Annotated in this window: 20 protein-coding genes; 13 read left to right on the top strand and 7 right to left on the bottom strand. The window is 68.4% G+C overall.

Going from position 1 to position 24,013, the window contains the following annotated elements; all coding sequences use genetic code 11:
* Positions 1 to 3: 3 nt before the first annotated feature.
* Positions 4 to 3,015 carry a glycosyl hydrolase family 28-related protein gene (locus AC07R7_RS18800; protein ID WP_494636242.1) on the bottom strand — a complete coding sequence of 1,004 codons (3,012 nt, stop codon included), beginning with the start codon at positions 3,013 to 3,015 and terminating at the stop codon, positions 4 to 6.
* A 150-nt stretch (positions 3,016 to 3,165) separates the two neighbouring features.
* Between AC07R7_RS18800 and AC07R7_RS18795 the strand changes: the two genes are divergently transcribed.
* Positions 3,166 to 3,753 (top strand): gluconokinase, encoded by a 588-nt coding sequence (locus AC07R7_RS18795; RefSeq protein WP_494636241.1) that lies wholly within the window; start codon positions 3,166 to 3,168, stop codon positions 3,751 to 3,753.
* Here AC07R7_RS18795 and AC07R7_RS18790 read toward each other — a convergent pair.
* Positions 3,721 to 4,398 carry a FadR/GntR family transcriptional regulator gene (locus AC07R7_RS18790; RefSeq protein ID WP_494636240.1) on the bottom strand — a complete coding sequence of 226 codons (678 nt, stop codon included), beginning with the start codon at positions 4,396 to 4,398 and terminating at the stop codon, positions 3,721 to 3,723. The two genes, AC07R7_RS18795 and AC07R7_RS18790, sit on opposite strands and share 33 nt — an antisense overlap.
* 289 nt (positions 4,399 to 4,687) lie before the next feature.
* Between AC07R7_RS18790 and AC07R7_RS18785 the strand changes: the two genes are divergently transcribed.
* From AC07R7_RS18785 to AC07R7_RS18760, 6 genes are all read left to right on the top strand, one after another.
* Entirely contained in the window at positions 4,688 to 4,948 is a 261-nt protein-coding gene (locus AC07R7_RS18785; RefSeq protein ID WP_492838246.1) for a response regulator transcription factor, read from the top strand.
* A 44-nt stretch (positions 4,949 to 4,992) separates the two neighbouring features.
* Positions 4,993 to 5,907, top strand: a complete 915-nt coding sequence (locus tag AC07R7_RS18780; RefSeq protein WP_494636239.1) for a glucosamine inositolphosphorylceramide transferase family protein — start codon at positions 4,993 to 4,995, stop codon at positions 5,905 to 5,907.
* A 138-nt stretch (positions 5,908 to 6,045) separates the two neighbouring features.
* Complete coding sequence (locus AC07R7_RS18775; RefSeq protein ID WP_494636238.1) at positions 6,046 to 7,206, top strand: CDP-glycerol glycerophosphotransferase family protein; 1,161 nt, start codon at positions 6,046 to 6,048, stop codon at positions 7,204 to 7,206.
* On the top strand, positions 7,199 to 8,518 hold the full coding sequence (locus AC07R7_RS18770) for a lipopolysaccharide biosynthesis protein (RefSeq protein ID WP_494636237.1): 1,320 nt from the start codon (positions 7,199 to 7,201) through the stop codon (positions 8,516 to 8,518). The genes AC07R7_RS18775 and AC07R7_RS18770 overlap by 8 nt, the downstream gene beginning before the upstream one ends.
* A gap of 14 nt (positions 8,519 to 8,532) precedes the next feature.
* Entirely contained in the window at positions 8,533 to 9,621 is a 1,089-nt protein-coding gene (locus AC07R7_RS18765) for a glycosyltransferase (RefSeq protein ID WP_494636236.1), read from the top strand.
* Between the two features lies 1 nt (position 9,622).
* On the top strand, positions 9,623 to 10,723 hold the full coding sequence (locus AC07R7_RS18760; RefSeq protein WP_494636235.1) for a glycosyltransferase: 1,101 nt from the start codon (positions 9,623 to 9,625) through the stop codon (positions 10,721 to 10,723).
* Positions 10,724 to 10,778: 55 nt separating this feature from the next.
* Here AC07R7_RS18760 and AC07R7_RS18755 read toward each other — a convergent pair whose 3' ends face one another.
* A complete protein-coding gene (locus AC07R7_RS18755; protein WP_494636234.1) occupies positions 10,779 to 11,711 on the bottom strand; it encodes a hypothetical protein in 933 nt (310 codons plus the stop codon).
* Positions 11,712 to 11,716: 5 nt separating this feature from the next.
* On the bottom strand, positions 11,717 to 12,934 hold the full coding sequence (locus AC07R7_RS18750) for a glycosyltransferase (protein ID WP_494636233.1): 1,218 nt from the start codon (positions 12,932 to 12,934) through the stop codon (positions 11,717 to 11,719).
* 204 nt (positions 12,935 to 13,138) lie between these two features.
* Here AC07R7_RS18750 and AC07R7_RS18745 point away from each other — a divergent pair, with 204 nt between their 5' ends.
* The 4 genes from AC07R7_RS18745 (at position 13,139) to AC07R7_RS18730 (ending at position 17,252) form a co-directional block, all read left to right on the top strand.
* On the top strand, positions 13,139 to 14,374 hold the full coding sequence (locus AC07R7_RS18745; protein ID WP_494636232.1) for a glycosyltransferase family 4 protein: 1,236 nt from the start codon (positions 13,139 to 13,141) through the stop codon (positions 14,372 to 14,374).
* 19 nt (positions 14,375 to 14,393) lie between these two features.
* Entirely contained in the window at positions 14,394 to 15,590 is a 1,197-nt protein-coding gene (locus tag AC07R7_RS18740) for an LptF/LptG family permease (RefSeq protein WP_494636231.1), read from the top strand.
* A 199-nt stretch (positions 15,591 to 15,789) separates the two neighbouring features.
* Positions 15,790 to 16,434, top strand: coding sequence for a glycoside hydrolase family 19 protein (locus tag AC07R7_RS18735; protein ID WP_494636230.1), 645 nt, complete (start codon positions 15,790 to 15,792; stop codon positions 16,432 to 16,434).
* 149 nt (positions 16,435 to 16,583) lie between these two features.
* The gene (locus AC07R7_RS18730) at positions 16,584 to 17,252 is read left to right on the top strand and encodes a helix-turn-helix domain-containing protein (RefSeq protein WP_492884763.1); all 669 of its coding nucleotides are present in this window, start codon (positions 16,584 to 16,586) and stop codon (positions 17,250 to 17,252) included.
* On the opposite strand, the gene AC07R7_RS18725 is transcribed toward AC07R7_RS18730, so the two are convergent.
* Together AC07R7_RS18725 and AC07R7_RS18720 are read right to left on the bottom strand one after the other, a co-directional pair.
* Positions 17,249 to 18,313, bottom strand: a complete 1,065-nt coding sequence (locus AC07R7_RS18725; RefSeq protein WP_492884761.1) for a lysylphosphatidylglycerol synthase transmembrane domain-containing protein — start codon at positions 18,311 to 18,313, stop codon at positions 17,249 to 17,251. The two genes, AC07R7_RS18730 and AC07R7_RS18725, sit on opposite strands and share 4 nt — an antisense overlap.
* Positions 18,297 to 20,087 (bottom strand): PHA/PHB synthase family protein, encoded by a 1,791-nt coding sequence (locus AC07R7_RS18720; RefSeq protein WP_492884759.1) that lies wholly within the window; start codon positions 20,085 to 20,087, stop codon positions 18,297 to 18,299. Before AC07R7_RS18720 ends, AC07R7_RS18725 begins: the two co-directional genes overlap by 17 nt.
* A 257-nt stretch (positions 20,088 to 20,344) precedes the next feature.
* Here AC07R7_RS18720 and AC07R7_RS18715 point away from each other — a divergent pair, with 257 nt between their 5' ends.
* On the top strand, positions 20,345 to 20,986 hold the full coding sequence (locus AC07R7_RS18715; protein ID WP_492884757.1) for a Bax inhibitor-1/YccA family protein: 642 nt from the start codon (positions 20,345 to 20,347) through the stop codon (positions 20,984 to 20,986).
* Entirely contained in the window at positions 20,983 to 23,529 is a 2,547-nt protein-coding gene (gene mgtA / locus AC07R7_RS18710) for a magnesium-translocating P-type ATPase (RefSeq protein ID WP_494636229.1), read from the top strand. Before AC07R7_RS18715 ends, mgtA begins: the two co-directional genes overlap by 4 nt.
* Before the next feature lie 54 nt (positions 23,530 to 23,583).
* Here mgtA and AC07R7_RS18705 read toward each other — a convergent pair whose 3' ends face one another.
* Positions 23,584 to 23,994, bottom strand: a complete 411-nt coding sequence (locus AC07R7_RS18705) for a hypothetical protein (RefSeq protein ID WP_494636228.1) — start codon at positions 23,992 to 23,994, stop codon at positions 23,584 to 23,586.
* Between the last annotated feature and the right edge of the window lie 19 nt (positions 23,995 to 24,013).

Here is a 24,013-nt window from a genome sequence, read left to right as displayed (position 1 = left end):
GACCTAAGGGTTCACAGCGTAGAGCGAATGGTGGGTCAGGACGAACAGGGTCTTGCCGCCCTCCCCGCCGAAGATCAGTTGCAGCGGCCGCTCGGGCACGTCGATGCGACCGGCCGGCTGGCCATCGGCGCCGTACTGGAAGATCTGACCATTGGCGACGAACACCCTGCCCTGCCCGTCCACCGCGACGCTCTCGCCGCCGCGATTGGCGAAGACCTTCAGATCGGTCAGCGTCCCCCCGGGACCGACTTGGCCGCTATAGGTCTTGTTCTCCGAGCCGTTGGTGAAGAACAAGCGCTCGCCAACCGCGCCGCCGATCAGGCCGTGGGTCTGCAGGCTGTCGGCCCAGCGCCAGCCGACATGGTCCGGCGGCCCCTGCTGCCAGACCCGGAAGGCCGGCAGTGAGACGCTGCCGTCGGGCGAGACATATTCCTGGGCTTTGGGCGTTCCGACATCGCGGGCGAACATCTGCGCCAGGGTCGTGAACTCGCCCCTGGCCGGGTCGTACTGGTCGCGGAATTCGCCATTGTTCCACCAGTTGACCGGCAGCAGCGTCTTGGTCCCGGCGCACGAGGACACGGCCGTCGGCGCGATCATCGTCATCTGGTCCTTGGGACCGTTCGGATCGATCGAATAGACGCTGGCCTGCGGGCCGTACGAGGACACCACGAGCAGGTTGCCCGAGCGGTCGACGGCCAGGTTCGTCGGGTCCAGCGAGCTGTCGCGGACGATCTCCAGGCCCTTGGCCGCCGTCCAGCGATAGATCCGCTGGAAGCGCTTCTCGACGAAGTACAGCGCCCCGTCCGCGCCCACCGTCGCGCCCGAGATCGACCTGAAACCGGTCTCCAGCTTCTTGACGTTCGGATTGGCCGGAGGCGGCGCCGGCTGGTCATCCTTCACATCCAGCACCGCGAACTCGCGCTCGCGCACCTCCAGCTTGCGGGTCTTGTCCTGGATGGCGTTCTCGAACGGATACTTGCTGGCCCGCAGATACGTGCCGCAGCCTATTGTGTCGCAAAGGGCCACGCCGCTCTCGGCGTTGATGTGAACGTTGCGGAAGCGGATGTCGGTCGAGTTGAACAGCTTCACCGCCGTCTCGGCCGGGTGGTACGACCGCGTCACCCGATAGCCGTGATAGTTAGCGAACAGGATGTTCTTCGAGTTGCGGATCTCCAGCGACACCGCGTCGGGGCCGTCGCCGACCTCCTGCTCGGTCTGCGGCGCGAGGAACTCCCAGTTCTCGACATTGTCGAGCACGAACTCGTTGCGCACGTGGTGCTCGACCGAGACCTCATAGATGTGGCCCGGCGTCTTGGTGTCGCTGATGTAGAACCCGGCCGAGGCGAAGGTGTTCGGACTCCAGACATTGGCGAAGGTGCCGCCGCCACCGTCGGTCACCCAGATGCTGGGGTACTGAGCGTCCCAGCGGCCGTCGGCCACGGGATCGCCGCTGCGGGCCTGGGCCGCGCCCAGCGGCTTGCCGTCGGCGGTGGGCGTGCCGCCGCCGCCCATGATCTTGACGTCCGTGACCAGGGACTTCTCGCCCGACCGCCACAGCAGCGCCGAGGCGCGCGGGTTGATGCGGCCGGTGAAGAGCCCGATGCCGGACAGGATGTTGTCGCCGCCCTTCGGCGTCTCCAGGATCGGCTTCACCGCCCCGACGCCGGCGTGGCGGGAATTGCCGTCCGGGATGACCAGTTGGGTCAGGGCTGGATGCAGGCCGATCAGCACGGTGTCGGCTTTCAGCTTCAGCGTGTCGCTGACCCTGTAGAAGCCGATCGGCAGGTAGAGCACCCGGTGGCTGTCGATGGCCTTCTGAAGCGCGATGGTGTCGTCGGTCACGCCATCGCCCTTGACGCCCAGCGTCTTGACGTTGGTCCACTCGCCGATCGGCGGTGTGGCGCGCAGCGCCGGCGCCGTGACGGCCGGCAGCGCCTTCACCGGCGCGATGTCCGCGATCGTCTTGTACTCGCCCACGTGCCCCAGGCCCGGCAGGGTCAGGCCGTAGGTGAAATTGGCGACCCGATAGGCCTTGCCCTTGCCCGTCACCGTCTTGCCGCTGTCGCGGAAGCGCGCGAACACCGGCGTGTTGGACGCCACGGCATTGTCGAAGCCGACCTGGGTAAAGACGTTGTCCTCCGCCGAGATGACCACGCCGGCCTTGGAGACGTTCTCGAAGCGGACGTTCTTGCCCCAAAGGCTGTCGCTGTAGCCCTTGTCGATCTCGATGCCGACCGGGGTGTTCCTGATCGCGACATTGACCAAGGTCAGGTCGACCTCGTGCTCGCGGATCGCCGCGTCGCGCTGGCCGTCGAAAGTTGAGTCCACCAGGGTGAACTGCCAGGCGGGCGAGGTCTTCTCGGTGACGATGCCGTAGCGGCCGCCGTGGAAGTGCACATCCTCCATGATGTTGCCGGCCTGGTAGACGCCGGCGAAGCCCGAGCCCAGGCGGAAGTCCATGTGGCTGAGGAAGGCGTGCTGGGCCATCCGGAAGCGGACCCCGGCCGCGGCCGGATTGCCGTCGCCGATCTCGATGTCGACATTGCTCATCGACGAATAGAAGGTGCCCGAATTGGCGTCGCGGACCTTGGCGGTCGCGGGCCGAACGGTCGGCACCGGCACGGGGATGTCGCCGACCTGATACTGGTCGCCGCCGGTGAACACGACCATCGTGCCCACGCCCTCCTGGAAGCCCGGCGTGTTAGCGCCGAGCACGAAGGCGGGACGCGTCGGGCCAACGCCGAAAACGCGGACGCCCGGCGGCACCAGCAGGCTTCGGCTGATGCGATAGCGACCCGACGGCAGGAAGACCAGGCCATGACCCGTGCCGTCGCGCGCGGCGTCGATGGCCTTCTGGACGGCGTCGGTGTCGTCGGCCTTGCCGTCGCCCACGCCCTTGACGGTAATCGCCTTGGGATCCTCCGGCGCTTTCGGCAGGAAGGAATTCGAAGCCGCGGCTTCCGCCACGATGGGGCACGCGGCCACCAGGATCGCCGACAACAGGATCGCTCTCATGCCACTCCCCAAATCTACTTTGGGACCAGTGATAGAGCCGTCGGCGTTGGCGACCACCGCGACCATGGTCGTAGTTACGGCCCGTCGAGACGTCGCTAGAACCCCAACCTCGGCGTGTCGATCTCCGACACCTTCGGTCGAGGAAACCGCTTGCCGCCATCGCGCCCAGCACGCTTCGCAGGTTTCGCCGTCGTCGTCATGGGCGTCAGCGGTTGCGGAAAGTCGACCCTGGGCGCCCTGCTGGCCGGCGCGCTGGATTGCCCGTTCCTGGAGGGCGACGAATTCCACGCCGCCAGCGCCGTCGCCAAGATGCGGGCGGGGCAGCCCCTGTCCGATGACGACCGCTGGCCTTGGCTCGACCGGCTGGGCGCGGCCATCGGCGAGTCCTTGGCGACGCAGGGCGGCGTCGTGGCGGCCTGCTCGGCGCTGAAACGCGGCTATCGCGAGCGACTGCGCGAGGCCATAGGCGCGCCCACGCGGTTCATCCTCCTGGACGCACAACCGGACGAGCTCCTGCGCCGCCTCACCCAACGCGCGGACCACTACATGCCAGCCAGCCTGCTGGACAGCCAGTTGGCCACCCTGGAGCGCCCGGACGCCGACGAGACCATCCTCACGCTCGACGCGACCACCTCGCCCGAACGTCTGCGGGAACTGGCGCAGACCTGGCTGGAGACCGTAGCACGGCCCGTCAGCGCCACGCGCCTAGGGCATGAGCCGCTTTCGCCCCCTGGATAGATGCCAGCGCATCGCCAGGGCCGCGCCGTCGCCGTCCTGCGCCCTGATCGCTTCGACGATCATCTCGTGCTCGCGCATCATCTCGGCGATCGCTTCCGGCGGCCTTGACCGCGAGATGTCGACGCCGGCGCGCATGATGCGGTCGACATCGGCCTCCAGCGCCTCGAAGGCGGCAAGGAAGGCCGGGTTGGCGGTCGCCAGCACGATCTCGCGATGCAACGCCATGTCCTCGGCGTGGGCCGGCGCGCTGGACATCAAGGCGCTGCGCAGCTTCGACAGCGCCGCCTCGATCGCCACCATCTCCTCGGCCGAGCGTCGCACCGCCGCCAGCCGCGCGGCCTCGGCCTCCAGCACGAAGCGCACCTCATAGCTGCCCATGGTCGACGGCAACTCGGACAGCGGCATGTAAGCGCCCAGCTTGTCCGACGGCCGGTTCTTGATGAACGACCCCGCGCCGCGCCGCGCCTCGGTGATACTGTCGGCGGCGAGGCGCACAAGGGCTTCGCGCACGACGGTGCGCGACATGCCGAACATCTCGGCCAGCCGCGCCTCGGACGGCAGCCGGTCGCCGACCTCCAGGCCGTCGCTGTTGATCATCTCGACGATGCCCGTATAGGCCCTATCAGCCAGGCGGCCTTCGCTCATCGCTCTCCCCTTTGCTGACGCCACCATCGGGCCATTCGCGTCGCGAGGCCAACCCCAGCGCCCCGTCACCGTGCGTCACCCCAAAACCTGTATGACAGATTTGGAAGATATGACGACACCAACGCGATGTTCACGCTCACATTGCTAAAATCTCTTGAATTGGTCCAACAGATAACGCTAACATCTGAAATAGGCGAACCGGGCCCAGCCGACTCACAGCGGCAGCGAGAAAGCCGGTCGCCGCACCTCCGAACACGGAGGCGCAGGGAAGAGACAGAGGGGTTGACGCATGACCACGATGGACATCCGCGGCGCGGACCAAGGCATCGAGACCGGGCTGGGCGCGCTGACGCCGACCCAGATGAAAGTCCTGGAAGGCGTCAATCTGGGACTGTTGAACAAACAGATCGCCCACGACCTCGGCATTGCCGAGGCCACGGTGAAGGCGCACATGACCGCGCTGATGCGCAAGCTCAACGTCCACAACCGCACCCAGGCCGCCATCGCCGCACAGTCCCTGACTCAAGGCCTGCGGTCCGCCGGACGCTAAGCCCGCGCTTGCCAAGCAGGACGACCTCGCGCTAGCGCAGGGGCATGCCCCTATTCTCGGACATCTGGCGCGTCGGCGTGATCGAAAGCTCCATCCAGGCGGTGGCCGCGGCCGGCGGCCTGCATGCCGCCCCGGTGCGCTGGCTGCCAGAGGAGCCGTCCTACACCTTCCTGGCCGATCCGTTCGGCCTGTGGCGCGACGGCCGCCTGCACCTGTTCGCCGAGGCCTACGACTACCGCACACGGCATGGCGTCATCGATCATCTCGAACTGGACGCCGACTATCGGCCGGTCCGCCGCAGCACGGTGATCCGCGAACCCTGGCACCTCTCGTACCCCATGGTGTTCGAGGCCGACGGCCAGACCTGGATGACGCCAGAGGCCTTCCGGTCCGGGACTTTCACGCTCTATCGCGCCAAGCGCTTCCCCGACGTCTGGGAGCCGGCGGCCAAGATCGCCTTCGACACCCCCGCCATCGACCCGACCTTCTTCCAGTGGGAGGGCCGCTGGTGGTGCGCCTATTCGCCGGACGGCACGCAGCGTGATAAGCAGGGCAAGCTGCATCTGGCCCATGCGGACCGCCTCGAAGGCCCCTGGACGACCCATCCGGGCAATCCGGTGCGGATCGACCTGGCCAGCAGCCGGCCGGGCGGCACGCCCTTCATCCACGAGAGCCGCCTGCATCTGCCGGTCCAGGACTGCACCCGCACCTATGGCGGCGACCTGCGCCTGCTGGTCGTCAACGTCCTGACCCCCGACCGTTTCGAGGCCGAGGCGACGACGCCCCTCAAAGCCCCGCTCGACGCCGGCCGCTACGCCGGCGGACGCCACACCCTGGCCGCCTGCGGGCCTGTGACCCTGTTCGACGCCAAGCGGCTGAAGGCCTCGCCGCGCGGTCTGGCTATCGATATCGTCCGCAAGATCCGCGCGCGGGGGGCGAAGGCCGGGCGCTCCGCCTGACGCTTTTCCCCCTACGGTGAGACCCGGCGAGACGTCGCGGTCACGGTTTTTTTAGGAACCAGTACGGCTTCGCCCGATCGGTGTCGTCTGACTGGTATGCGGATTTGTTTCCTCTTCAATCACGACCAAGTCCATCAGGTGGCGCACAGCCTGCCGATCGCCCTGGCGATGCTGGACGCCAATCTCGACGCCGAGATCATCATCGCGACGTCGAACGCCCGGCTGACCGCCGAAGTGACGCGATTGAGCGCGGGGCGACCCGGCCTGCCCGTCGTGGAACTGGGCCTGACGCGCAGGTCCAGCCAGCTCGCGAACCAGATGCTGGAGCGATTGCTGCCCGCCGGGAAACTGCTGTTCTATCGCGACAACCTCGACTTCTTCCGCTCGGTGGACGTGCTGGTGGTCGCCGAGAAAACCTCGCTGATCCTCAAGACCAAGTTCGGTCTGGATAACCTGAAAATCGTTCACACCCGCCACGGCGCTGGGGACCGGGCCGTCGGCTTCGACCCCGCCAGCGCTCTCTTCGACCATGTGCTGGTCTCGGGTCCGAAGATTCGCGAGCGGCTGGTCAGCGACACCGGCGTGCGCCCCGAGGCGATCTCGGTGGTCGGCTATCCGAAATTCGACCTGGCCTCGGCTCAGCCCACCCGGCCGCTGCCGAACGACGGTCGCCCGCTGGTGCTGTATAACCCGCACGTCTCGCCGCACCTGTCGTCGTGGTTCACCGTCGGCCGTCAGGTTCTCGACTGGTTCGTCGACCACCCCGAGTATCAGCTGATCTTCGCGCCGCATGTCATGCTGTTCGAGCGCCCCTTCGTGATCAGCGTCGACAAGCTGCGCATCGACCGGCCCGGCCGCATGGCGGCGCGACACCTGAACGCGCCGAACATCCATATCGACCTGGGCAGCCGCGCCTCGACGACCATGACCTACACCCAGGCCGCCGATATCTATCTTGGCGACGCCAGCAGCCAGGTCTACGAGTTCCTGCTGCGCTCGCGTCCCTGCATCTTCCTGAACCCGCAGGGCCACGACTGGCAGGACGACAAGAACTTCGGACACTGGAAAATGGGCCGGGTGATCAACGGCGTCGATCAGCTGGGCGGCGCGCTCGAAACGGCCTCGGCCGACCACGCCGCCGGCTATAGCCAGGTCCAGCGCGAGCAGTTCGAGAACAGTTTCGACCTGACCGAAGAGCCCTCGGCCCGTCGCGCGGCTCGGGCCGTGGCGGCGTTCGCGGGCCTGACCGCGCCTCTTCTGCAGCCGATCGCCGAGTTCGCCCGTGTCGCCAATGGCTGAGGATCGCGGCGCGTTGCGCGGCATCTTCGGCAATACCTTGCGTCTCCTGAGCGGCAAGGCCGGGGCCGGGATCATCAGCCTTGTCTATATCGCCCTGGCCGCCCACGCCCTGGGTCCGAAGGACTACGGCATTCTCGTGCTGGTCCACACCTATGTGCTGGCCGTCGGGGGGATTATCGAGTTCCCTGGCTGGCACGCGGTGGTGCGCTATGGCGCGCAGGCTCTGCTGGCCGGCGACGAACAGCGACTGGGCCGCCTTTTGAAACTCGCGACGGCGCTGGAGCTGGTCTGCGGCGTGGTCGCTGTCGGGATCGCCGCGCTGCTGGCCCCATGGGTCGGCGCCAAGCTCGGCTGGTCGCCCCGCGCCATCGAACTGAGTCTGCCCTATAGCCTGGCGGTGCTGGCCACGGTGCGCGCGACGGCCGCCGGCTATCTGCAGGTCACCGGACGCTTCGGCCTGCTGGGCGCCCACAGCCTGGTCCCGCCCGTCGTGCGCCTGATCGGCGCCGTCGTCGCCTGGGCCGGCGGCTGGGGCCTGGTCGGCTTCCTGTGGGCCTGGCTGGCCGCGGCGTTGCTGGAATGGGCGGTCATGTGGATCATGGCCTTCGCCGTCATGCCGAGTTCGCTGCGCAGGCTGGCCGTGACCGCCGACCTTCATGGCGTGCGGGCCGAAAACCCCGGCATCGTCCGCTTCATGCTGGGCGCCAACGCCGACGTGACCTTCGCCGAACTGGCCGCGCGGGCGACGCCCCTGGCCATCGGCTGGCTGGGCGGCCCGACCGCCGCCGGCCTCTTCGCCATCGCCCAGCGCGCCACCACCGTGATCGCCCAACCCGCCCAGAGCCTGGGCCAGGCGGCCTATGCCGAGCTGGCGAAGCTGGCGGCCAAGGGGCAAACGACGCTGGTCATCTCGACGATCGCCCGGGCCAGCGGCGTGACCATGGCTATCGCCGTCCCGGTCTGTGTCCTGTTCGGTCTGTTCGGAGACACATTCGCCCGGCTGATGGGCGGCGACGGGTTCGCCGCGGCCGGCGGGCTGATGCTGTGGCTGGCCATCGCCCGCACCCTGCTGCTTTGCGCCCCACCGCTAAGCGCGGCCCTGACCGCCCTCGGCCGTCCCGGCCTGTCGGCCGGCATGAACCTGGCGGGCAGTTTCAGCCTGGTCGCCATGCTGTCGATCGCCTTGCCCAACTGGGGCCAGGGCGCGATCGGTCCTTGCATCGTCGCGCAGGCGGTGCTGACCATGGCTCTGCTGGCCGCGGCGCTGGCCACCCAGGCTCGCCCGTCCGCGAGCACGCCCCAAACCGCCTAGCCTGGCCGCCTGACATGCGTATCGCCTATGTGATCAACTCCGTCGAAGGCGGCGGCGCTCAATCGCCTGTTCCCGCCATCGCCAGGGTGCTGCGCGACGAAGGCGCGGAGGTCGCGGTGTTCGCGCTCAGCCGCCGCGACGGCCGAGGCGCCGTCGCTATGGAGGCCGCAGGCCTGGACGTGCGCGTCTGTCCGGCCAGTGAAAGGCAGCAGGTCACCGCCCTGCGCTGGCTGCACGCCGAGCTGAAGGCCTGGAAGCCCGATGTCGTCTGGACGTCCCTGACCCGCGCCACCCTGCTGGGCCAGATCGTCGGCGGGTGGCTGGGCAAGCCGGTGGTCAGCTGGCAGCACGCCGCCTTCCTCAAGCCCGCCAACCGCGCGCTGCTGCGCTGGCGTCGCTCAGCCTCGGCGCTGTGGATCGGCGATTCCGAAAGCGTCACCGCCCTGACCGCCGAGCGGATCGCCCCCGATCCGGACAAGCTGGTCTGCTGGCCGATCTTCTCGATGGACGCCAACGCGCCCCAGGCCGCGCCGTGGCGTCCGGGTCAGACCCTGCGCCTCGGCGCGCTGGGCCGGCTGCACCCGGTGAAGGGCTATGACATCCTGCTCGAGGCTCTGGCCCAGTTGAAGACCCGGGGCTTCGCGCCCGCCACGCCGTTCGAGGTGCTGATCGCCGGCGATGGCGGCGAGCTGGAGCGGCTCGAGACGCAGAGGGCGGAAGCCGGTCTCGACAATGTCCGGTTCGTCGGCTTCTGTCAGGATCCGCCCAGCTTCCTGGCGACCTTGCATCTCTACCTGCAGCCGTCACGCTCGGAGGGCCTGTGCGTCGCCGCCCACGAAGCGATGCAGGCGGGCCTGCCGGTGCTGGCCTCGGCGGTCGGCGAGCTGCCCTACAGCATCGTGGACGGCGAGACGGGTTTCCTCGTTCCGCCGCGCGACCCCGCCGCACTGGCCGCCGCCCTCGCCCAGGCGCTGTCGAATCCAGAGCGCTTGGCGCGCATGGGTCAGGCCGCCCGCGCCCGGATCGAGGCGCGCTTCGGCGCCGAACAGTTCGCGGCGCGCGGCGCGGCGATCGTCCAGCGCTTGAAGCGCCTGAGCGCCTGACATGAGAATCCTCGTCGTCCTGCACGACCTGCCCCTAGGCGGCACCGAGCGCGTCGCCCTGCGCCTGACCGCAGCCTGGGCCGAGGCCGGCCATCAGGTCACCCTGCTGTGCGGCTCGGCGACCGGCGCCCAGGCGGGTTTGGTGTCGGAGGCTGTCGAGTTGGTCGAGTGCGCCCCGCCGATTCCGCGCGGCTTCGGCTCACGGATCCGCCTGGGTCGCGCGGTGGCCGAGCATTTGCGCCGCCATCCCGCCGACGTGCTGTTCGTACCGGGAAACTTCCACTGGTCGGTCTGCCGGTCTGTCGCCAAGGGCCTGGGCGACGACCGCCCGGCCGTCGTCGCCCAGGTCAGCTCTCCGATCTTCAAGCGTGGTCGCGACGGCTTGAAGCAATGGGGTTTCGAGGTTGGCGCCCGCCGCCGACTGCGCGACGCCGACGCGATAGTGACGTTGTCACCCCAGACCCTTCCGCAGATCGACCGGCTGCTGGGCCGCCGCATCGCCACGGCCATCCCCCTTCCCGCGCTCGACGACATCGTCCATCCCGCCGAGACGGCCTCGGGTAAGTTGATCGTCGCGGCCGGACGCCTCGCGCTGGAGAAGGGCTACGACATCGCGCTGAAGGCGTTCGCCAAGGTCGCCGATCCGGAAGCCCGCCTGGCCTTCGTCGGTGATGGCCCGCTGCGCTCGCAGCTCGAGGCCCTGGCCGACAGCCTCGGCGTCCGGGAGCGCGTGACCTTCGCCGGCTACGCGCCCGACATCGGGCCATGGCTGGACCGCGCGCGGCTGCTGCTGCTCAGTTCCTGGCACGAAGGCTTCGGCGCGGTCATCGTCGAGGCCCTAGGGCGCGGCCGCCCGGTCGTCGCCACCGACTGCACCCCGGCGGTCCGGGACCTTCTCGACACGCCCGGGCGCGGACGTGTCGCGGCGCCGGGCGATGTGGACGGCCTCGCCAGGGCGCTCGAAGCCGAACTCGTCGCCGCGCCGCCGGAGCCCTCCGCCCTGATCGCCGCGGTTCAGGCCTATCGGATCACGCCGGTGGCGAACGCCTATCTCGCCGTCTTCGAGGCGAGCCGGACGCGGCGTCGGACTTCCGTCGCCTAGGCGCCACCGCCCAAACAAGCGGTTGCGAGCAGCCTGACGAGATCCTCCGCCGCCTTCAGGCGTCGGGGGCGCGCCGCTCCGACCCGCGCCAGAAGCCACGGATCAGATCGACAGCGGAAAGTCCGAGGATGACGGCAAGATGCAGGCCAAGCGTCATGAGCGCCAGCGCCGCCAGCAATACCGCGACCGAGGACTGCGCGCCCAAGAGCAGAAGCATGAGGTTTCCGAACACCAGATCCTTGTTCGAGATCAGCGGGAGGCGCGAAACGAGATAGCGGATCGCCAGCAGGACGAGCCACAGCCCCGGGGCGACGTCCGGCAACGCCATCCGCCAGATCAGAACGATCAGGGCCGTCGACACCACGAGCCGGAGCCCGTGGGCGGCGGCGATATAGGCCAGTTGCCCCAGGCGAAGAGAGAACACCCGGCGCCCGAAGACCAGAAGGCCGACGGAGATCACCACGGGAACAAGCCCCGACCAAAGCGCCGGCCCCAGCCGCTGGGCGAAGTCGAGATCCTGAAGCCGCGTGGCGCTGATCGCCGCCAGGGCCAGGGTCAGGAGATTACCCAGCAGCGCCGAGACGATGTTGGCGTCCTTGATGGCCCCGAAAGGCGCGGCGGCGCCGACCGCGCGCCGCGCCCAAACGTAGAGATAGGCCTCGCCGCTGTAGCCGAGCACGACCTCGTTGATCACGGTCTTGCGTAGCAGGGCCTCGAACCCGGCCAGGGGCAGCCTCCACAGACGCCGGAAGACCGCGAAATCACAAAGTGGCTGCGTCAGGTAGAGCAGCACCAAGACCGGCCAGACGAGGAGCGGGAGCCGATCTATGGTCTTCAGGACGTCCGAGGTCGCGCCGTCCAGCTGCAGGACGATCGCGACGACCAGGCCGACCGACAGGGCGCCGCCCAGCAGAGTCCACCAAGGCGACGCCTTGTTCGTCGCGACCTCCGGGGTGACGCCGGAGGGGGCGCAATCGGCTTGCGTCACGCGAGTCAAGCGCCCGCGCCGACCGCCTGCGGGAGTCGGGGCGCGGGGCGCGGCTCGACCGACCCGCCCCTGTCCGCGACGACTTGATAGTGCTCGAACAGGTCCGCGAAGTGGTCGGTGTCGCGCCGGACCCCAGCGGCCGCCTCGATCGCCGCGGCCTTCAACGCGCCCGGATCGCGCGAGAACAGACGACGGATGGCCGCCGCCGCCGCTTTGGTGTCACCGGAGCGATAGACTTCCGAGGTCGACGGCTGGGCGAGGTCGGCGAAGCCGCCGCGATCCGGCCCCACCAGAGGAAGGCCGCTGGCCATCGCCTCGGCCGGAAGCAGGCCGAAAGTCTCCGAGTCGCAGCCGTGCACCAGCACATCCGCGCTGGCCAGGTGAGCGGCCAGCACGCCCCGGTCGCGGATCGGCGGGATCAGGTGGACGTGAGTCTTTCCGGCGGCCGCGCGCAAGACCCTGACGCGATCGATACCATCGCCCACCACGACGAGGCCGATCGGGACATCGGCGCGGGCTCTTGTCGCGGCCTCGATCACCATCGGCCAGCGCTTTTCCGGATGGAAGCGTCCCACCGCCAGGGCCAGCTTCGCATCGCCGGGGCATGAACAGGCCTTGAGCAGTTCCGACCTCAGACGCGCGTCCCGCAGTCCCGGGGAAAAGGAGCCCCGATCCACGCCGAGCGGGATGCTCGTCACGGCCTGCAGGCCGTGTTGCTCGAAGCGCCGACCGAGCCAATGCCCTCCGGTCACGACGGAGGCGAAGCGTCCCGTCAGCTTGCGAAGATAGCTCCAGAACCAGTCGAAGAGCTGGTCGATCCAAGCCGGGCTGGCGACGGAGGCCAACCACCTTTGGGGATAGATCGCCACCGGGTCGGCGTGCATGAACATGGCGCGGGCGACGGGCGCGGGCCAATTGGCGACGATCCAGGCCCCACGCCAAGGCGAGGACGCCTCGACCAGATCCGGCGACAGCGAATCGAGCCAGCGATGCACCGGCTCCGCCTCCCAGAACATGTGATAGTTCGCGTCGAACGGCAGCCGAGGCGAGCGAACCTGGATCAGACCTCCCGAGGCGCGTGGTTCGAATCCGTCCTCCGGCCCGGGTGCGATGACGAAGAGTTCGTGACCCAACAGGGCGGCCGCCTCGAACTTGCGATCGATATAGGTTCGCACGCCCCCGCCGGTGGGCGAATAGAACTCGGCGACATCCACTACCCGCATCGCGTTTCCCGAAAATAGTCCGCCCTCACCGTTAAAGCATCACCATGACGGTGATGCGGCTGACGACCTTCACAAAAAGACGACGTTAGCGGGTGTAGGTCTCATCGCATTCGAGATTCCTTGTGGTGGTGGGGCAAGCGCGTCGTCGTAGTGGCCGGGGGGCCAGAGCGCGCTCGTGGAAGGACTGATATGGATATCAAGGCGTTGACGCGCACCGATGGTGTGCGCCCGTTGCGGATTGCCTTGTTTTCGGGGAACTACAACTACACCCTCGATGGCGCGAACAAGTCGCTGAACCGGTTGGTCGGCCACCTGCAGAGCACGGTGGATGCGCAGGTGCGGGTCTATTCTCCGACCGGACCGAACCCCGCGTTCGAGCCGATGGGCGAGCTGATCTCGGTGCCGTCGGTGAAGATCCCGTTCCGGCGGGACTATCGCCTGGCCCTGGGCCTGCCGCGCGCTTTGCGACGCGATGTCGAGGCGTTCAAGCCCGACCTGATCCACCTGTCCGCGCCGGACCTTCTGGGTTCGGCGGCCTTGAAGTTGGCGCGCGCCCTGAAGGTCCCGGTGGTCGCCAGCTTGCACACGCTGTTCGACACCTATCTTGACTACTACGGCCTTGGCCGGCTGCGCCCGCTGGTGCGCCGCCAGCTCTGGAACTTCTATGGGGCGTGCGACTATGTCCTGGCCCCGACCGAGGCGATCGGCGACGAGCTTCGCGCCCAGAATCTTCCGGCCCGCATCCGAACCTGGGCGCGCGGCGTCGATCCCGAACTGTTCCATCCCGGACGTCGCAGCGAGGCTTGGCGGCTGAGCCAGGGTTTCGCCCCTGATCGTCCGGTGATCGTCTTTCTGGGGCGGATCGTCATGGAAAAAGGTCTGGCGGCGTTCGCCGAGACCATCGGCCAACTGGAGACGGCGGGTCACGCCCCGCAGGTGGTGGTGATCGGCGACGGTCCCGGCCGGTCGTGGTTCCAGGAGCGGATGCCCTCGGCGGTCTTCACCGGCTTCCTGACCGGAGAGACCCTGGCCACGGCCCTGGCCAGCGGCGACATCTTCCTCAATCCCAGCACCACCGAGACCTTCGGCAACGTCAATCTGGAAGCGATGGCCTGCGGCCTGGCGATGGTCTGCGCCGACGCGCCCAACACGCGCGCGCTGCTGCGCCACGGCCGCAACGCCCTCCTCTGCGCGGATCATCCTTCCGCCTATGCCGACGCCCTGTCGGGCCTGCTCATCCACCCGGAAGAACAACGGCGCCTGGGCGCCGCCGCGCTCGAGCGCAGCGGCGCCTATCGCTGGACGGAGATTCTGGACGAAGTGCTGGACGTCTACGCCGAGGCCCTGGACGCGCGCCCCGCCCTGCAAGCATCCCGCGCGCGCGCGTGGCGCTCGACGGCCACGGTCGAGCCGCGGGCCGCCGGCCTGCCGGCGCTTTGAAGCCCCGCGCGTATCGCCCATGATCCCGACCACGCTCGACCGCTACCTGCTGCGGCGGACCTTGACGCCGATGGCCGCCGTGCTGATCAGCACGATGGTGGCGTTCCTGATGGAGCGTCTGATGCGGTCCTTCCAGTTGCTGTCGCAGACGACGGAGGGTTTCAAGTTCCTGACCGAACTGCTGGTCAATCTCGTCCCGCACTATGTGGGCCTGACCCTGCCCGGGGGCTTCTTCATCGGCTTGTTCGTGGTCGTCAACGGGCTCAACAAGAGTTCGGAGATCGACGCGATCCTGGCCAGCGGCATATCTCTGGGCCGGTTCGCCGCGCCCTTCGTCGGCCTTGGCGTCCTGCTGATGGTCTTCAGCGTGATACTGTTCGGCTTCATCCAGCCCTACAGCCGCTACGCCTATCACGCGGTCCTGCACGCCGCCGAGAACGCCGGTTGGAACGGCGACGTCAGGCCTAAGGCCCTGCTCACCGCTGGCCCCGACGTCTTCCTGACCGCTGATGACGCCGACGCCAGCGGACGCCGGCTCGAGCACGTCTTCATCCGCAAGATCGGCCCCGACGGCCGCGAGGACGTCCTGACGGCGATCTCGGCGGAGGTCAGCAAGGACGCGGGCGATCAAAGCGTGAGGCTGGAACTGCGCGACGGTCGACAGGTCAGCACGACCCGCGACGCCCGGGTCTATGTCGCCAACTTCTCGCGTTTCGCGTTCGACCTTCCCCTGTCGCAATCAGCCAAGCTGCTGCGGCTCCGGGGCGACGAAGTCAGCGAACTGACCCTGATCGAGCTTGCCCAGCAGGGTTTTGGCGCCGCGCGGCCCGCCATCCCCCGACAGACCCTGCTGGCCGAACTCTATGCTCGGTCCTCGCGAGCGCTGATCCTGCCCCTGCTGCCGCTCCTGGCCGTTCCGTTCGGCCTGAGCGCCAAGCGCGCGGGCTCGGGGTCGGCCATGGCCACCGGCGGGATTCTGCTGTTCCTCTTCGAGACCTCGATGATCCTCGGCCAGGCCATGGTGTCGGCGGCTCACCTGCCGGCGGTGGTCACGGTCGGCGGACCGGCCGCGCTTTTCGCGATCATCTGCGTCGCCACCTGGATGGCCAGCCGCCGGCGCCCCGGCGAGAATCCCGTCAGCTGGCTGACCGAGCACGTCGCCGCCGCCTTCGCCGCCGTCGCAAGGGCGCTCCGCATGCGTCGCGTCGCGCCGTAGCCGACCGCCTCCAGGCGCGCCGGAAGAAGGACGCCTCCCCGAACTCTCGCCACTGACGGCGGTCTATCCGCGGCGGTCACGATAGAACGCTGGTCTTGACGGTCCAGCTCAATCGCTCATGGTGATCACGCGAACTTCGGCCATACACACGCTATAATAGCAGTGTCGAGTCGAAGGCGCTTCAGGAGAAAGTGGGCGCATGTCTCTGATCACCTACGACACCTTCCGGAAATTCGTACCCAAGATCGGACCTCAGAGCGCGGAGGCCTGGTTTGCGGCGCTGGCGCGGGCAGGCGATACGTGTGGCGTCACCGGCCGGCGCGCGACCGTTCACTGGCTCGGCCAGATGGCCCACGAGTCCATGGGATTTCGCACGTTCGAGGAGGATCTGTGGTACTCGGCCGCGCAAATTCGCAAGACCTGGCCCGGGCGTTTCAAGACCGTCGACCCCACGCCATTCGCCGGAAACCCAAAGGCGCTCGCCAACAAGGTCTACAACGGCCGCATGGGCAATCGCGAGGGTTCGGACGACGGCTATTACTTCCGAGGCCGGGGCCCCAAGCAACTGACCGGGCGCGACAACTACACGCTCTTTGGCGCCTGGTTGGCGTCTCGACGACCCGATGTTGGCGATATTCGACTGAAGCCTGAGTTGGTCGCCGGCCCGGATATCGGGTCCCTCGCCGCGGCCTGGTTCTGGGACAAGAACCACCTCTCGGAGATCTTGCAGACCGACAGCAACGAAGAAAGCGCGAGCAGGAAGATCACCCAGGCGATCAACAACGGCCAAACCGGCTGGGAGTCGCGATGGACCTGGACCCAAAGGGCCATGACGATCTGGTAGCCCGCGTCCCGTCAACCGCACCGGACGGTCCGAGAGCGGGACCGGTGCACGTCAACGGAGGTCTGCACGCCAGGGTTAAGTATTGTTCCCAATAGTGTGGCTGGGCCGCCCGGCCTTATCCCTGTCATCGATCCGCAGGGAGAGCCACGATGTCGATACACGCCTTACCGAGATCCGCCGCCGCTCCAGCGATGACGTCGCTGTATCCGCCCACGGCCGACATGTTCGGCGACATGGGCGTCAGCATCGCCTATGCCTGCGACGAGGAGATCTACGCCCAGGGCGAAGAGACCGATCTCGTCTATCAGGTGCAGAGCGGCGCGGTGCGCGCCTCGCGCCTGACCAGCGACGGTCGCCGCCAGATCGCCGGCTTCTATTATCCGGGCGATCTCTTCGGCCTGGAAACCGGGCCCGCGCACCTGTCCTCGGCCGAGGCGCTGGGGCCGACCCGGGTCCTGGTCGCTCGGCGCTCAGCTATGCGTCATCACGGCGAGGCCGGCCACAGCCTGGAACGAGCCATCTGGCGGGCCACCGGCTCGGAGCTGGAACGGGCTCACGAACACATGATGCTCCTGGCCCGCAAAAGCGCCTTTGAGAAAGTCGCCGGCTTCCTGTCCGACGTGGCCAAGCGACAGCGGGCCGTCTGGAGCGAGTTGGCGATGAGCCGCCAGGACATCGCCGACCATCTGGGCCTGAGCATCGAGACCGTCTCGCGCATGTTCAGCCAGTTGCAGAGCGAGGGTCTTATCGCCCTGGAAGGCTGCCGACGCTTTCGCGTGATGGCCCCTACCCGGCTGGCCGCCCTCGCCGCGCTCTAGGTATTCTTGGGCCCATGACCCGATGCGGTTCCGCTCTTCCCGCCGTGCGCGCCAAGATGCAGCAGAACCATGCCGGGCGCCATTGGCGTCCACAGGGTTAGCAGGCGCAACAGCACCGTCGAGGCGAACGCCTGCTCCAGTGGCACGCCCAGCAGATGCAGGGTCGCCGTGCAGGTGGCCTCGAAGGCGCCCAGCCCCAACGGGATCGGCCCCAAGGTGGCGACGATCGAAGCCATGATCAGCGCGATGAAGCTCGTGGCCGGCGCCATCCCTCCCCCCAGCGCTAGAAGGCACGCCTGAAGGGTCGCCGCGTCGATCATGAAGACCAGGCCATTGCAGAGCGTCACACGGGCTAGCAGCGCCTTGTCGGCCAGGAGATCCGCGGGCGCTTGCGCCAGGGTGTCGAGCAGAAGACGCACTGGAGCCAGACGCTCAAGGTAAGCTGGCAAGGGCTGACTGCCGCGCCGTCGCAACCACAGGGCCAGCGCCGGTATGGCCAGGGCGACCAGCAGGAAGGTCGTGACCAGCCCCACCATCAGAGGGGTGGCGTGATCGTGCAGCCACAACATGAACAGCATGAGGACGGCGAAGGCGGCATAGGCGGCGTAGTAGCCGATCAGGGACATGATCAGCGCCGCGACCGCCGCGCCCTTCGGAACGCCCAGCCGGACCAGTTGATCGATCAGCACGACATTGCCGCCCAGGCCCGCCGTCGGAACGGCTTGATCGGCGAAGAGCTTGGTCACGGCGATCGGGGCCAGGCGTGAGACCTTCTGTGGCGCCCCGGCGCGGGCCAGCACCAAGGCCCAGCCACCGGCGACGCTGACATAGGTCATGACCTGAAGGCCCAGCGCCGCGGCGAGCCAGAGCGGCCGGGCCCGGGCCAGGAGCTGGCCGAACGCCGCCAACTCGCCGAAGTGAAGAATAGCCCAGACCAGGGCCGCCGCGGTCAGGACGCCGAGCGACCACCGTCGCCAGGCGCCGCCGAGGCCCAGGGACGGGCGCGAGGACGGCGCGAGCTTGGCTTGTGCTGCTTCCCGGAGGTCAGCGTTCGAGGACATAGCGCCCCGGCGCGGGCGCGCGGCTGCCCTTCCCGGGCTGGTCCGCCCGTTCCAGCGTCTGGGCCGGAACGGCCGGACCCGAGCGATCGGCCAGCCACTGCGCCCATTGCGGCCACCAGGATCCCTCCCCCTGCTCGGCCTGACAAAGCCAGGTCTCGGGATCGACATAGCGGCCGTCGGTGGGCCGCGTCCGGCGCCGCCAGCGCCGGCCAGGACGCTGCGGTTCGGAGACGATACCGGCATTGTGTCCGCCACTGGTCAGCAGGAAGGTGACTTCCGCGCCGGTCAGCAGATGGATCTTGAAGACCGAGCGCCACGGCGCGACGTGATCCCATTCAGCGCCGACCGCGAAGATCGGGACCCGGATATCCTCCAGGGCGATGGGGCGCCCCTCGACCAGGAACCGGCCCTCGGCCAGATCGTCGTTCAAGAACAATGAATGAAGATATTGGCTGTGCATCGCGTAGGGCAGTCTGGTGCCATCGCTGTTCCAGGCCATCAGATCGCTCATGGGCGCGCGCTCGCCCATCAGGTAGTCGCGCACCAGGCGCGACCAGACCAGATCGTTGGAGCGCAGGATCTGGAACGCCCCGCTCATCTGACGGGGGTCGAGATAGCCGCGCGACCACATCAGGTCCTCCAGGAACCGCACCTGGCCCGCATCGATGAAGAGACCCAGTTCGCCGGGCTCGCTGAACTCCGTCTGCGCGGCCAGCAGCGTCACGCTCGCCAGTCGCTCATCGCCGTCGCGCGCCATGGCCGCGGCGGCGATGGCGAGCAGGGTGCCGCCCAGGCAGTATCCTACCGCGTGAACGGCGCGGGCTCCGGTCTCCGCGACCACCGCGTCCAGCGCCGCCAGGAAACCTTGACGCCGGTAGTCCTCCAGGTCGCGGCCACGATCCGAAGGGCCAGGATTGCGCCAGGAGATCATGAAGACGCAGAAGCCCTGATCCACCAGCCAACGCACCAGGGAATTTTCGGGCGACAGGTCCAGGATGTAGAACTTCATGATCCAGGCCGGGGTGATCAGCACCGGCTCGGGCCGGACCTGCTCGGTGGCGGGCGCGTAGCGGATCAGCTCGATCAGGTCGTTGCGGAACACCACCTGCCCCGGCGTGATCGCCACCTCGTGGCCGGGACGAAAGGCCTCCGCCCCGGCCGGCGGCTCGCCGGAGAGCGCGCGGCGGACATCGTCGAGGAGATTGGCCGCGCCCTGGGCCAGGCAGACGCCGCCCGTCTTGGCGACCTTGGCTTGGACGACGGGATTGGTGAGCACGAAGTTCGACGGCGCTAGGACATCCAGCATCTGGCGCGCGGCGAAGCGCGCCATCGCCTCGTGCGGCGCGGTGACGCCCGGCACGCCGGTCAAGGCGGCATCCCACCATTGTTGTTGCAGCAGGAAGCCCTGCTCAAGCAGATTGAAGGGCCAGGTTCGCCAAGCCGGATCATCGAACCGGTGGTCCTGGGGCAAGGGCGTGATCGCCGGCGCGGCGGCCGATCCTTCCAGAAGGGCGCGCCCGGTGAAGTCGGCCAAGCGCGACATCTTGCGTCCAGCCTTGACGCCCATGCGCCACTGGCGGCCGGGCGAAAGAGCCAGGTGAGTGGCCCAGTCGGCATAGGCGGACAGGATCGACAGCGGCGAGAGCCCGCCAGTCATCCGCGCCAACCCCGCGCTGGTCAGACGATCCAGACGTTCAGCCCAAGCCTCGGAGGGATCGTCGTCGGCCTCTGCGGCTGGCGAGTGGCGGGTGTCGATCGCAAGAGCGGCGGTCACGGCGGGCTCTCCTCCACCAAGGCGGCGAGCGCTTGACCTACCGCGACGTCGGCTCGGGCGAACCTCGCAAATCTACGTAGCTTTCCCAATTGGGTGCGGCGGTCGCCCCGACCACCCTCTGTCCGTCTGGTTCGCGACCCGTCGACGCTCGTCTGGCGCCGGCGGCGACAGCGGAGGAGAATGGGATGTTCAGGCGCGGAGACGACCCGGACCTTGGCGCGGCCTTGTCGGCGCCGCCTGATCTGGCGAGGGGGTTCATGACCTCTGTCTGGTGCTGGATGGCTGGCGGCGTGCTGATCTCGGCGGGCGCGGCCTGGGGCGCGGCCTATCTGCCGGCCGTTTCGCGGGTCCTGTTCACCGACCAAGGTCTGACGGGCGTCGGCTGGGTGGTGACCCTGGCGCCCCTGCTGATCGTGCTGACCCTCAGCGCCTCGGTCACCCGCCTTTCCCCCACCGCGGCGGCGATCCTGTTCCTGGGCTACGCCGCGCTGGTCGGACTGTCCCTGGGCGGAATGGTGATGGCCTATTCCGGCCATGACCTGGCCCTGGCCCTGGTCGCCGTCGCGGCTGGCTTTGGCGTCATGGCCGCGCTCGGCGCGGTGACACGGATCGATCTTGGCGGCCTGGGCGCCTTCATGACCATGAGCGTCGTTGGCTTGCTCGTGGCCATGCTCGCCAACCTCTTTCTGCGATCTTCGCCGCTGGATCTCGCGATCTGCGCGATGGGCGCCCTGACCTTCGCCGGCCTGACGGCCTTCGATGTCCAGCGTTTGCGGCGCCTCGCCGCCGAAGGCTGGGATGGCGACGCGCGGCCGGCGGTGATGGGCGCCCTGACGCTCTATCTCGATCTGCTGAACCTCTTCCTGTTCGCGCTTCGCCTGACCGGACGTCGGCGGTGAGCGCCAAGCCCCCGCCCTTCTGGCGGCAAGGCGCCGACGTCCTGCTCAAGGCCCTGGGGAGCGATCTCCAGGGTCTTTCAACGCGGGAAGCCCTGCGCCGACTGGCCGTGGACGGTCCCAACGCCATCGCCCAACGCGCCCGTCGCCATCCCCTGACGGAGCTTCTGCGTCGCCTGGCGAACCCGTTGGTGGCCATCCTGCTGGTGGCCGCCGCGATCGCCGGGGCGACGGGCGATTTGCCCAGCTTCGTGATCATTGTCGCCGTCGTCCTGGCCTCCACCGGACTGGACATGATCCAGGAACATCGCGCCCAGGCCAGCGCAGAAGCGTTGCGCCAGACGATCGCGTTGCGCGCCTGCGCCTGGCGAGACGGCAAGGCCGGCGAAGTTCCCGTCGCCCAGCTGGTGGCGGGCGATGTCGTCGACTTGGCGGCCGGCGACCTCGTGCCAGCCGACGGCGTGGTGCTTGCCGTCAACAACGTCCAGGTCAACCAGGCCCTGCTGACCGGCGAGCCCTATCCGGTGGAGAAGGCCGTCGAGCCGGCCGCGACCGAAGCCACCCTGGCGGACGCGCGCAACGCCCTGTTCGAAGGCGCCTCGGTGGTCGCCGGCACGGCCAGGATGCTGGTGACCGCCACCGGCCCGCGCACCCGGCTTGGCGCCATCGCCGGCGCGTTGGGCAAGACGCAGCCGCCCACCGCGTTCGAGCGCGGCGTTCACCAACTGGGCGTCCTGATCGTGCGCCTGACCCTGTTCCTGGTGCTCTTCGTGCTCCTGGCTCACCTGGCGCTCGGCCGACCAGCCTTGCAGTCGTTCCTGTTCGCCATGGCCCTGGCGGTCGGGCTGACGCCCGAACTCCTGCCGATGATCATGACCGTGGCCCTGTCACGCGGCGCCCAGCGCATGGCCGCCGCCAAGGTGGTGGTCAAACGCCTGTCGGCCATCCACGACCTTGGCCAGATGGACATACTGTGCACCGACAAGACGGGCACGCTGACCCAGGCGCGCATCACGCTAGTCGCCCATCCCGGAATCGACGGGGACGACGATGACCAGGTGGCCGAATGGGCGGCGATCAACGCGCGCTTCGAGACTGGTCTGAAGAGCCCTCTGGACGAGGCGTTGCTCCTGCACATGTCCGGCCGCAGCCTCGACGGCTGGCGCAAGCTTGACGAGCGCCCCTTCGATTTCGAACGGCGGCGGGTCTCGGTTCTCGTCGAGCGCGCGGTCGACGGCGTTCGGCTCGAGATCGTCAAGGGCGCGCCCGAAACCCTGTTGACGCTTTGCACGGACGCGCGGGATCGCTCGGGGGTGATCCGGCCGCTCGATGCGGCGCTCCGTCAGCGCCTGACCGACCTCCAGGCCGACCGCGCCGCCCAGGGCCTGCGCCTCTTGGGCGTGGCGTTCAAGCCTGCCACAGGACGCGACACCATCGGCCAGGATGGCGATACCGGCCTTGTGTTCCTAGGCTTCTGCGTCTTCGTCGACCCGCCCAAGGCCAGCGCCACCCAGGCGATCTCGCGGCTCCAGGCGGCCGGTGTGCGGGTCAAGGTGATCTCGGGCGACGCCGCCGCCGTCGTACAGCATCTGGTCGCCACGCTGAACCTGCCGGTCGAGGGCCTGTTGACCGGGGAGATGATCGACAAGCTCGACGACCAAGCCCTGGCCGTCAGGGTCGAGCACGCCGATCTGTTCGCCCGCGTCACGCCCGACCAGAAGACGCGGATCGTCCGCGCCTTGCGCGCGCGCGGCCACACGGTCGGGTTCATCGGCGATGGGATCAACGACGCCCCGGCGATCAAGGCCGCCGATGTCGGCCTGTCGGTCGACGGCGCCACGGACGTGGCGCGCGAGGCGGCCGATATGATCCTGCTAGCGCCGGACCTTTCCGTCCTTGCCGACGGGGTGGCCGAGGGACGGCGCACCTACGCCAACATCATGAAATACGTGCGCATGGGCACCAGCTCCAACTTCGGCAACATGCTGACCATGGCGCTGGCCTCGCTGGTCTTGCCATTCCTGCCGCTGACCGCCGTCCAGGTGCTGCTCAACAACCTGATCTACGATCTGGCGCAGGTCGGCATTCCGTTCGATGGGGCGGACGCTTCGGATCTGGCGCGTCCCAAGGCCTGGGACATGCGCGGCCTCTTGCGGTTCACCGCTATCATGGGACCTCTGTCTTCGGTGTTCGATGTCGCCACCTTCGCCCTGCTGCTGTGGGTGTTCCACGCCGATGTGGCCCAGTTTCGCGCCGCCTGGTTCATCGAATCGATGGCCAGCCAGATCCTGGTGATCTTCGTGATCCGGACGGCGGGTCCGGCCCTGGCGAGCCGCGCGCATCCGGCCCTGACCGCCACGGCGCTCGCCGGCCTGGCCCTCGCCCTGGCCTTGCCGTTCCTGCCATGGGGCGTAGTGCTGGGCTTCGCGCCGCCGACCGGGGCGACCCTGGCGGCCATCGCCGGGCTGGTGGGCGCCTATCTCGTCTGCGCCGAGGGGCTGAAGCGCCTGGCGCTGGGTCAAGCTCGCGGCGGGAGGATCTTCTAGGCCCAGCGCCGGCGTGAGCGCTAAGCTGAACCGAAGGCCCCCGCGACCAGATACCTAGCCAAAGGCGATCCTCGCGCCACCGGCGGCGATCATCAAGGCCAGTCCTCGGCCTTCGAGGCGTAAGCGGATCTCCACACCCTTGCCGTTGCGCAAGATCGCCGCGCCGTGGCCCAGGATCAAGGCGCCGCCCGCCCCCGCGCCCCAATAGACACCCTCGAAATCGGCCAGGGACTTCAAGTTGCGGACCTCGGCGGTTCCTTCGAGACGCTCGGCGCCGAGGCCGACCGCAGCCAGGCCGTTGACGCGAAAGTCATAGCGCCGCCCCCGGAAGGTCAGCCGCCCCGAGCCGGACTGATAGCCGATCACCAAGGCCAGGTTCTCGCCCCTGAATGTGGCTTGCGCCGTATCCGAACGGCCCTGGCCGAAGGCCTTTGGCGCCAGCGGCAGGATCGCGGCCAAGGTCATCAAGGTTCTGCGGGTGAGA

This window comes from Caulobacter sp. GW821-FHT05F04, assembly GCF_059419665.1.
Note: the sequence above shows the minus strand (reverse complement) of the source record. Positions and strands in the feature narration are given on the sequence as shown.

What these genes read in the sequence shown, in the direction of transcription:
- AC07R7_RS18800 (WP_494636242.1), bottom strand. Translation starts at nt 3,015, where the DNA reads ATGAGAGCGATCCTGTTGTCGGCGATCCTGGTGGCCGCGTGCCCCATC.
- AC07R7_RS18790 (WP_494636240.1), bottom strand. Translation starts at nt 4,398, where the DNA reads ATGAGCGAAGGCCGCCTGGCTGATAGGGCCTATACGGGCATCGTCGAG.
- AC07R7_RS18785 (WP_492838246.1), top strand. Translation starts at nt 4,688, where the DNA reads ATGACCACGATGGACATCCGCGGCGCGGACCAAGGCATCGAGACCGGG.
- AC07R7_RS18780 (WP_494636239.1), top strand. Translation starts at nt 4,993, where the DNA reads ATGCCCCTATTCTCGGACATCTGGCGCGTCGGCGTGATCGAAAGCTCC.
- AC07R7_RS18770 (WP_494636237.1), top strand. Translation starts at nt 7,199, where the DNA reads ATGGCTGAGGATCGCGGCGCGTTGCGCGGCATCTTCGGCAATACCTTG.
- AC07R7_RS18765 (WP_494636236.1), top strand. Translation starts at nt 8,533, where the DNA reads ATGCGTATCGCCTATGTGATCAACTCCGTCGAAGGCGGCGGCGCTCAA.
- AC07R7_RS18760 (WP_494636235.1), top strand. Translation starts at nt 9,623, where the DNA reads ATGAGAATCCTCGTCGTCCTGCACGACCTGCCCCTAGGCGGCACCGAG.
- AC07R7_RS18750 (WP_494636233.1), bottom strand. Translation starts at nt 12,934, where the DNA reads ATGCGGGTAGTGGATGTCGCCGAGTTCTATTCGCCCACCGGCGGGGGC.
- AC07R7_RS18740 (WP_494636231.1), top strand. Translation starts at nt 14,394, where the DNA reads ATGATCCCGACCACGCTCGACCGCTACCTGCTGCGGCGGACCTTGACG.
- AC07R7_RS18735 (WP_494636230.1), top strand. Translation starts at nt 15,790, where the DNA reads ATGTCTCTGATCACCTACGACACCTTCCGGAAATTCGTACCCAAGATC.
- AC07R7_RS18730 (WP_492884763.1), top strand. Translation starts at nt 16,584, where the DNA reads ATGTCGATACACGCCTTACCGAGATCCGCCGCCGCTCCAGCGATGACG.
- AC07R7_RS18725 (WP_492884761.1), bottom strand. Translation starts at nt 18,313, where the DNA reads ATGTCCTCGAACGCTGACCTCCGGGAAGCAGCACAAGCCAAGCTCGCG.
- AC07R7_RS18715 (WP_492884757.1), top strand. Translation starts at nt 20,345, where the DNA reads ATGACCTCTGTCTGGTGCTGGATGGCTGGCGGCGTGCTGATCTCGGCG.
- AC07R7_RS18705 (WP_494636228.1), bottom strand. Translation starts at nt 23,994, where the DNA reads ATGACCTTGGCCGCGATCCTGCCGCTGGCGCCAAAGGCCTTCGGCCAG.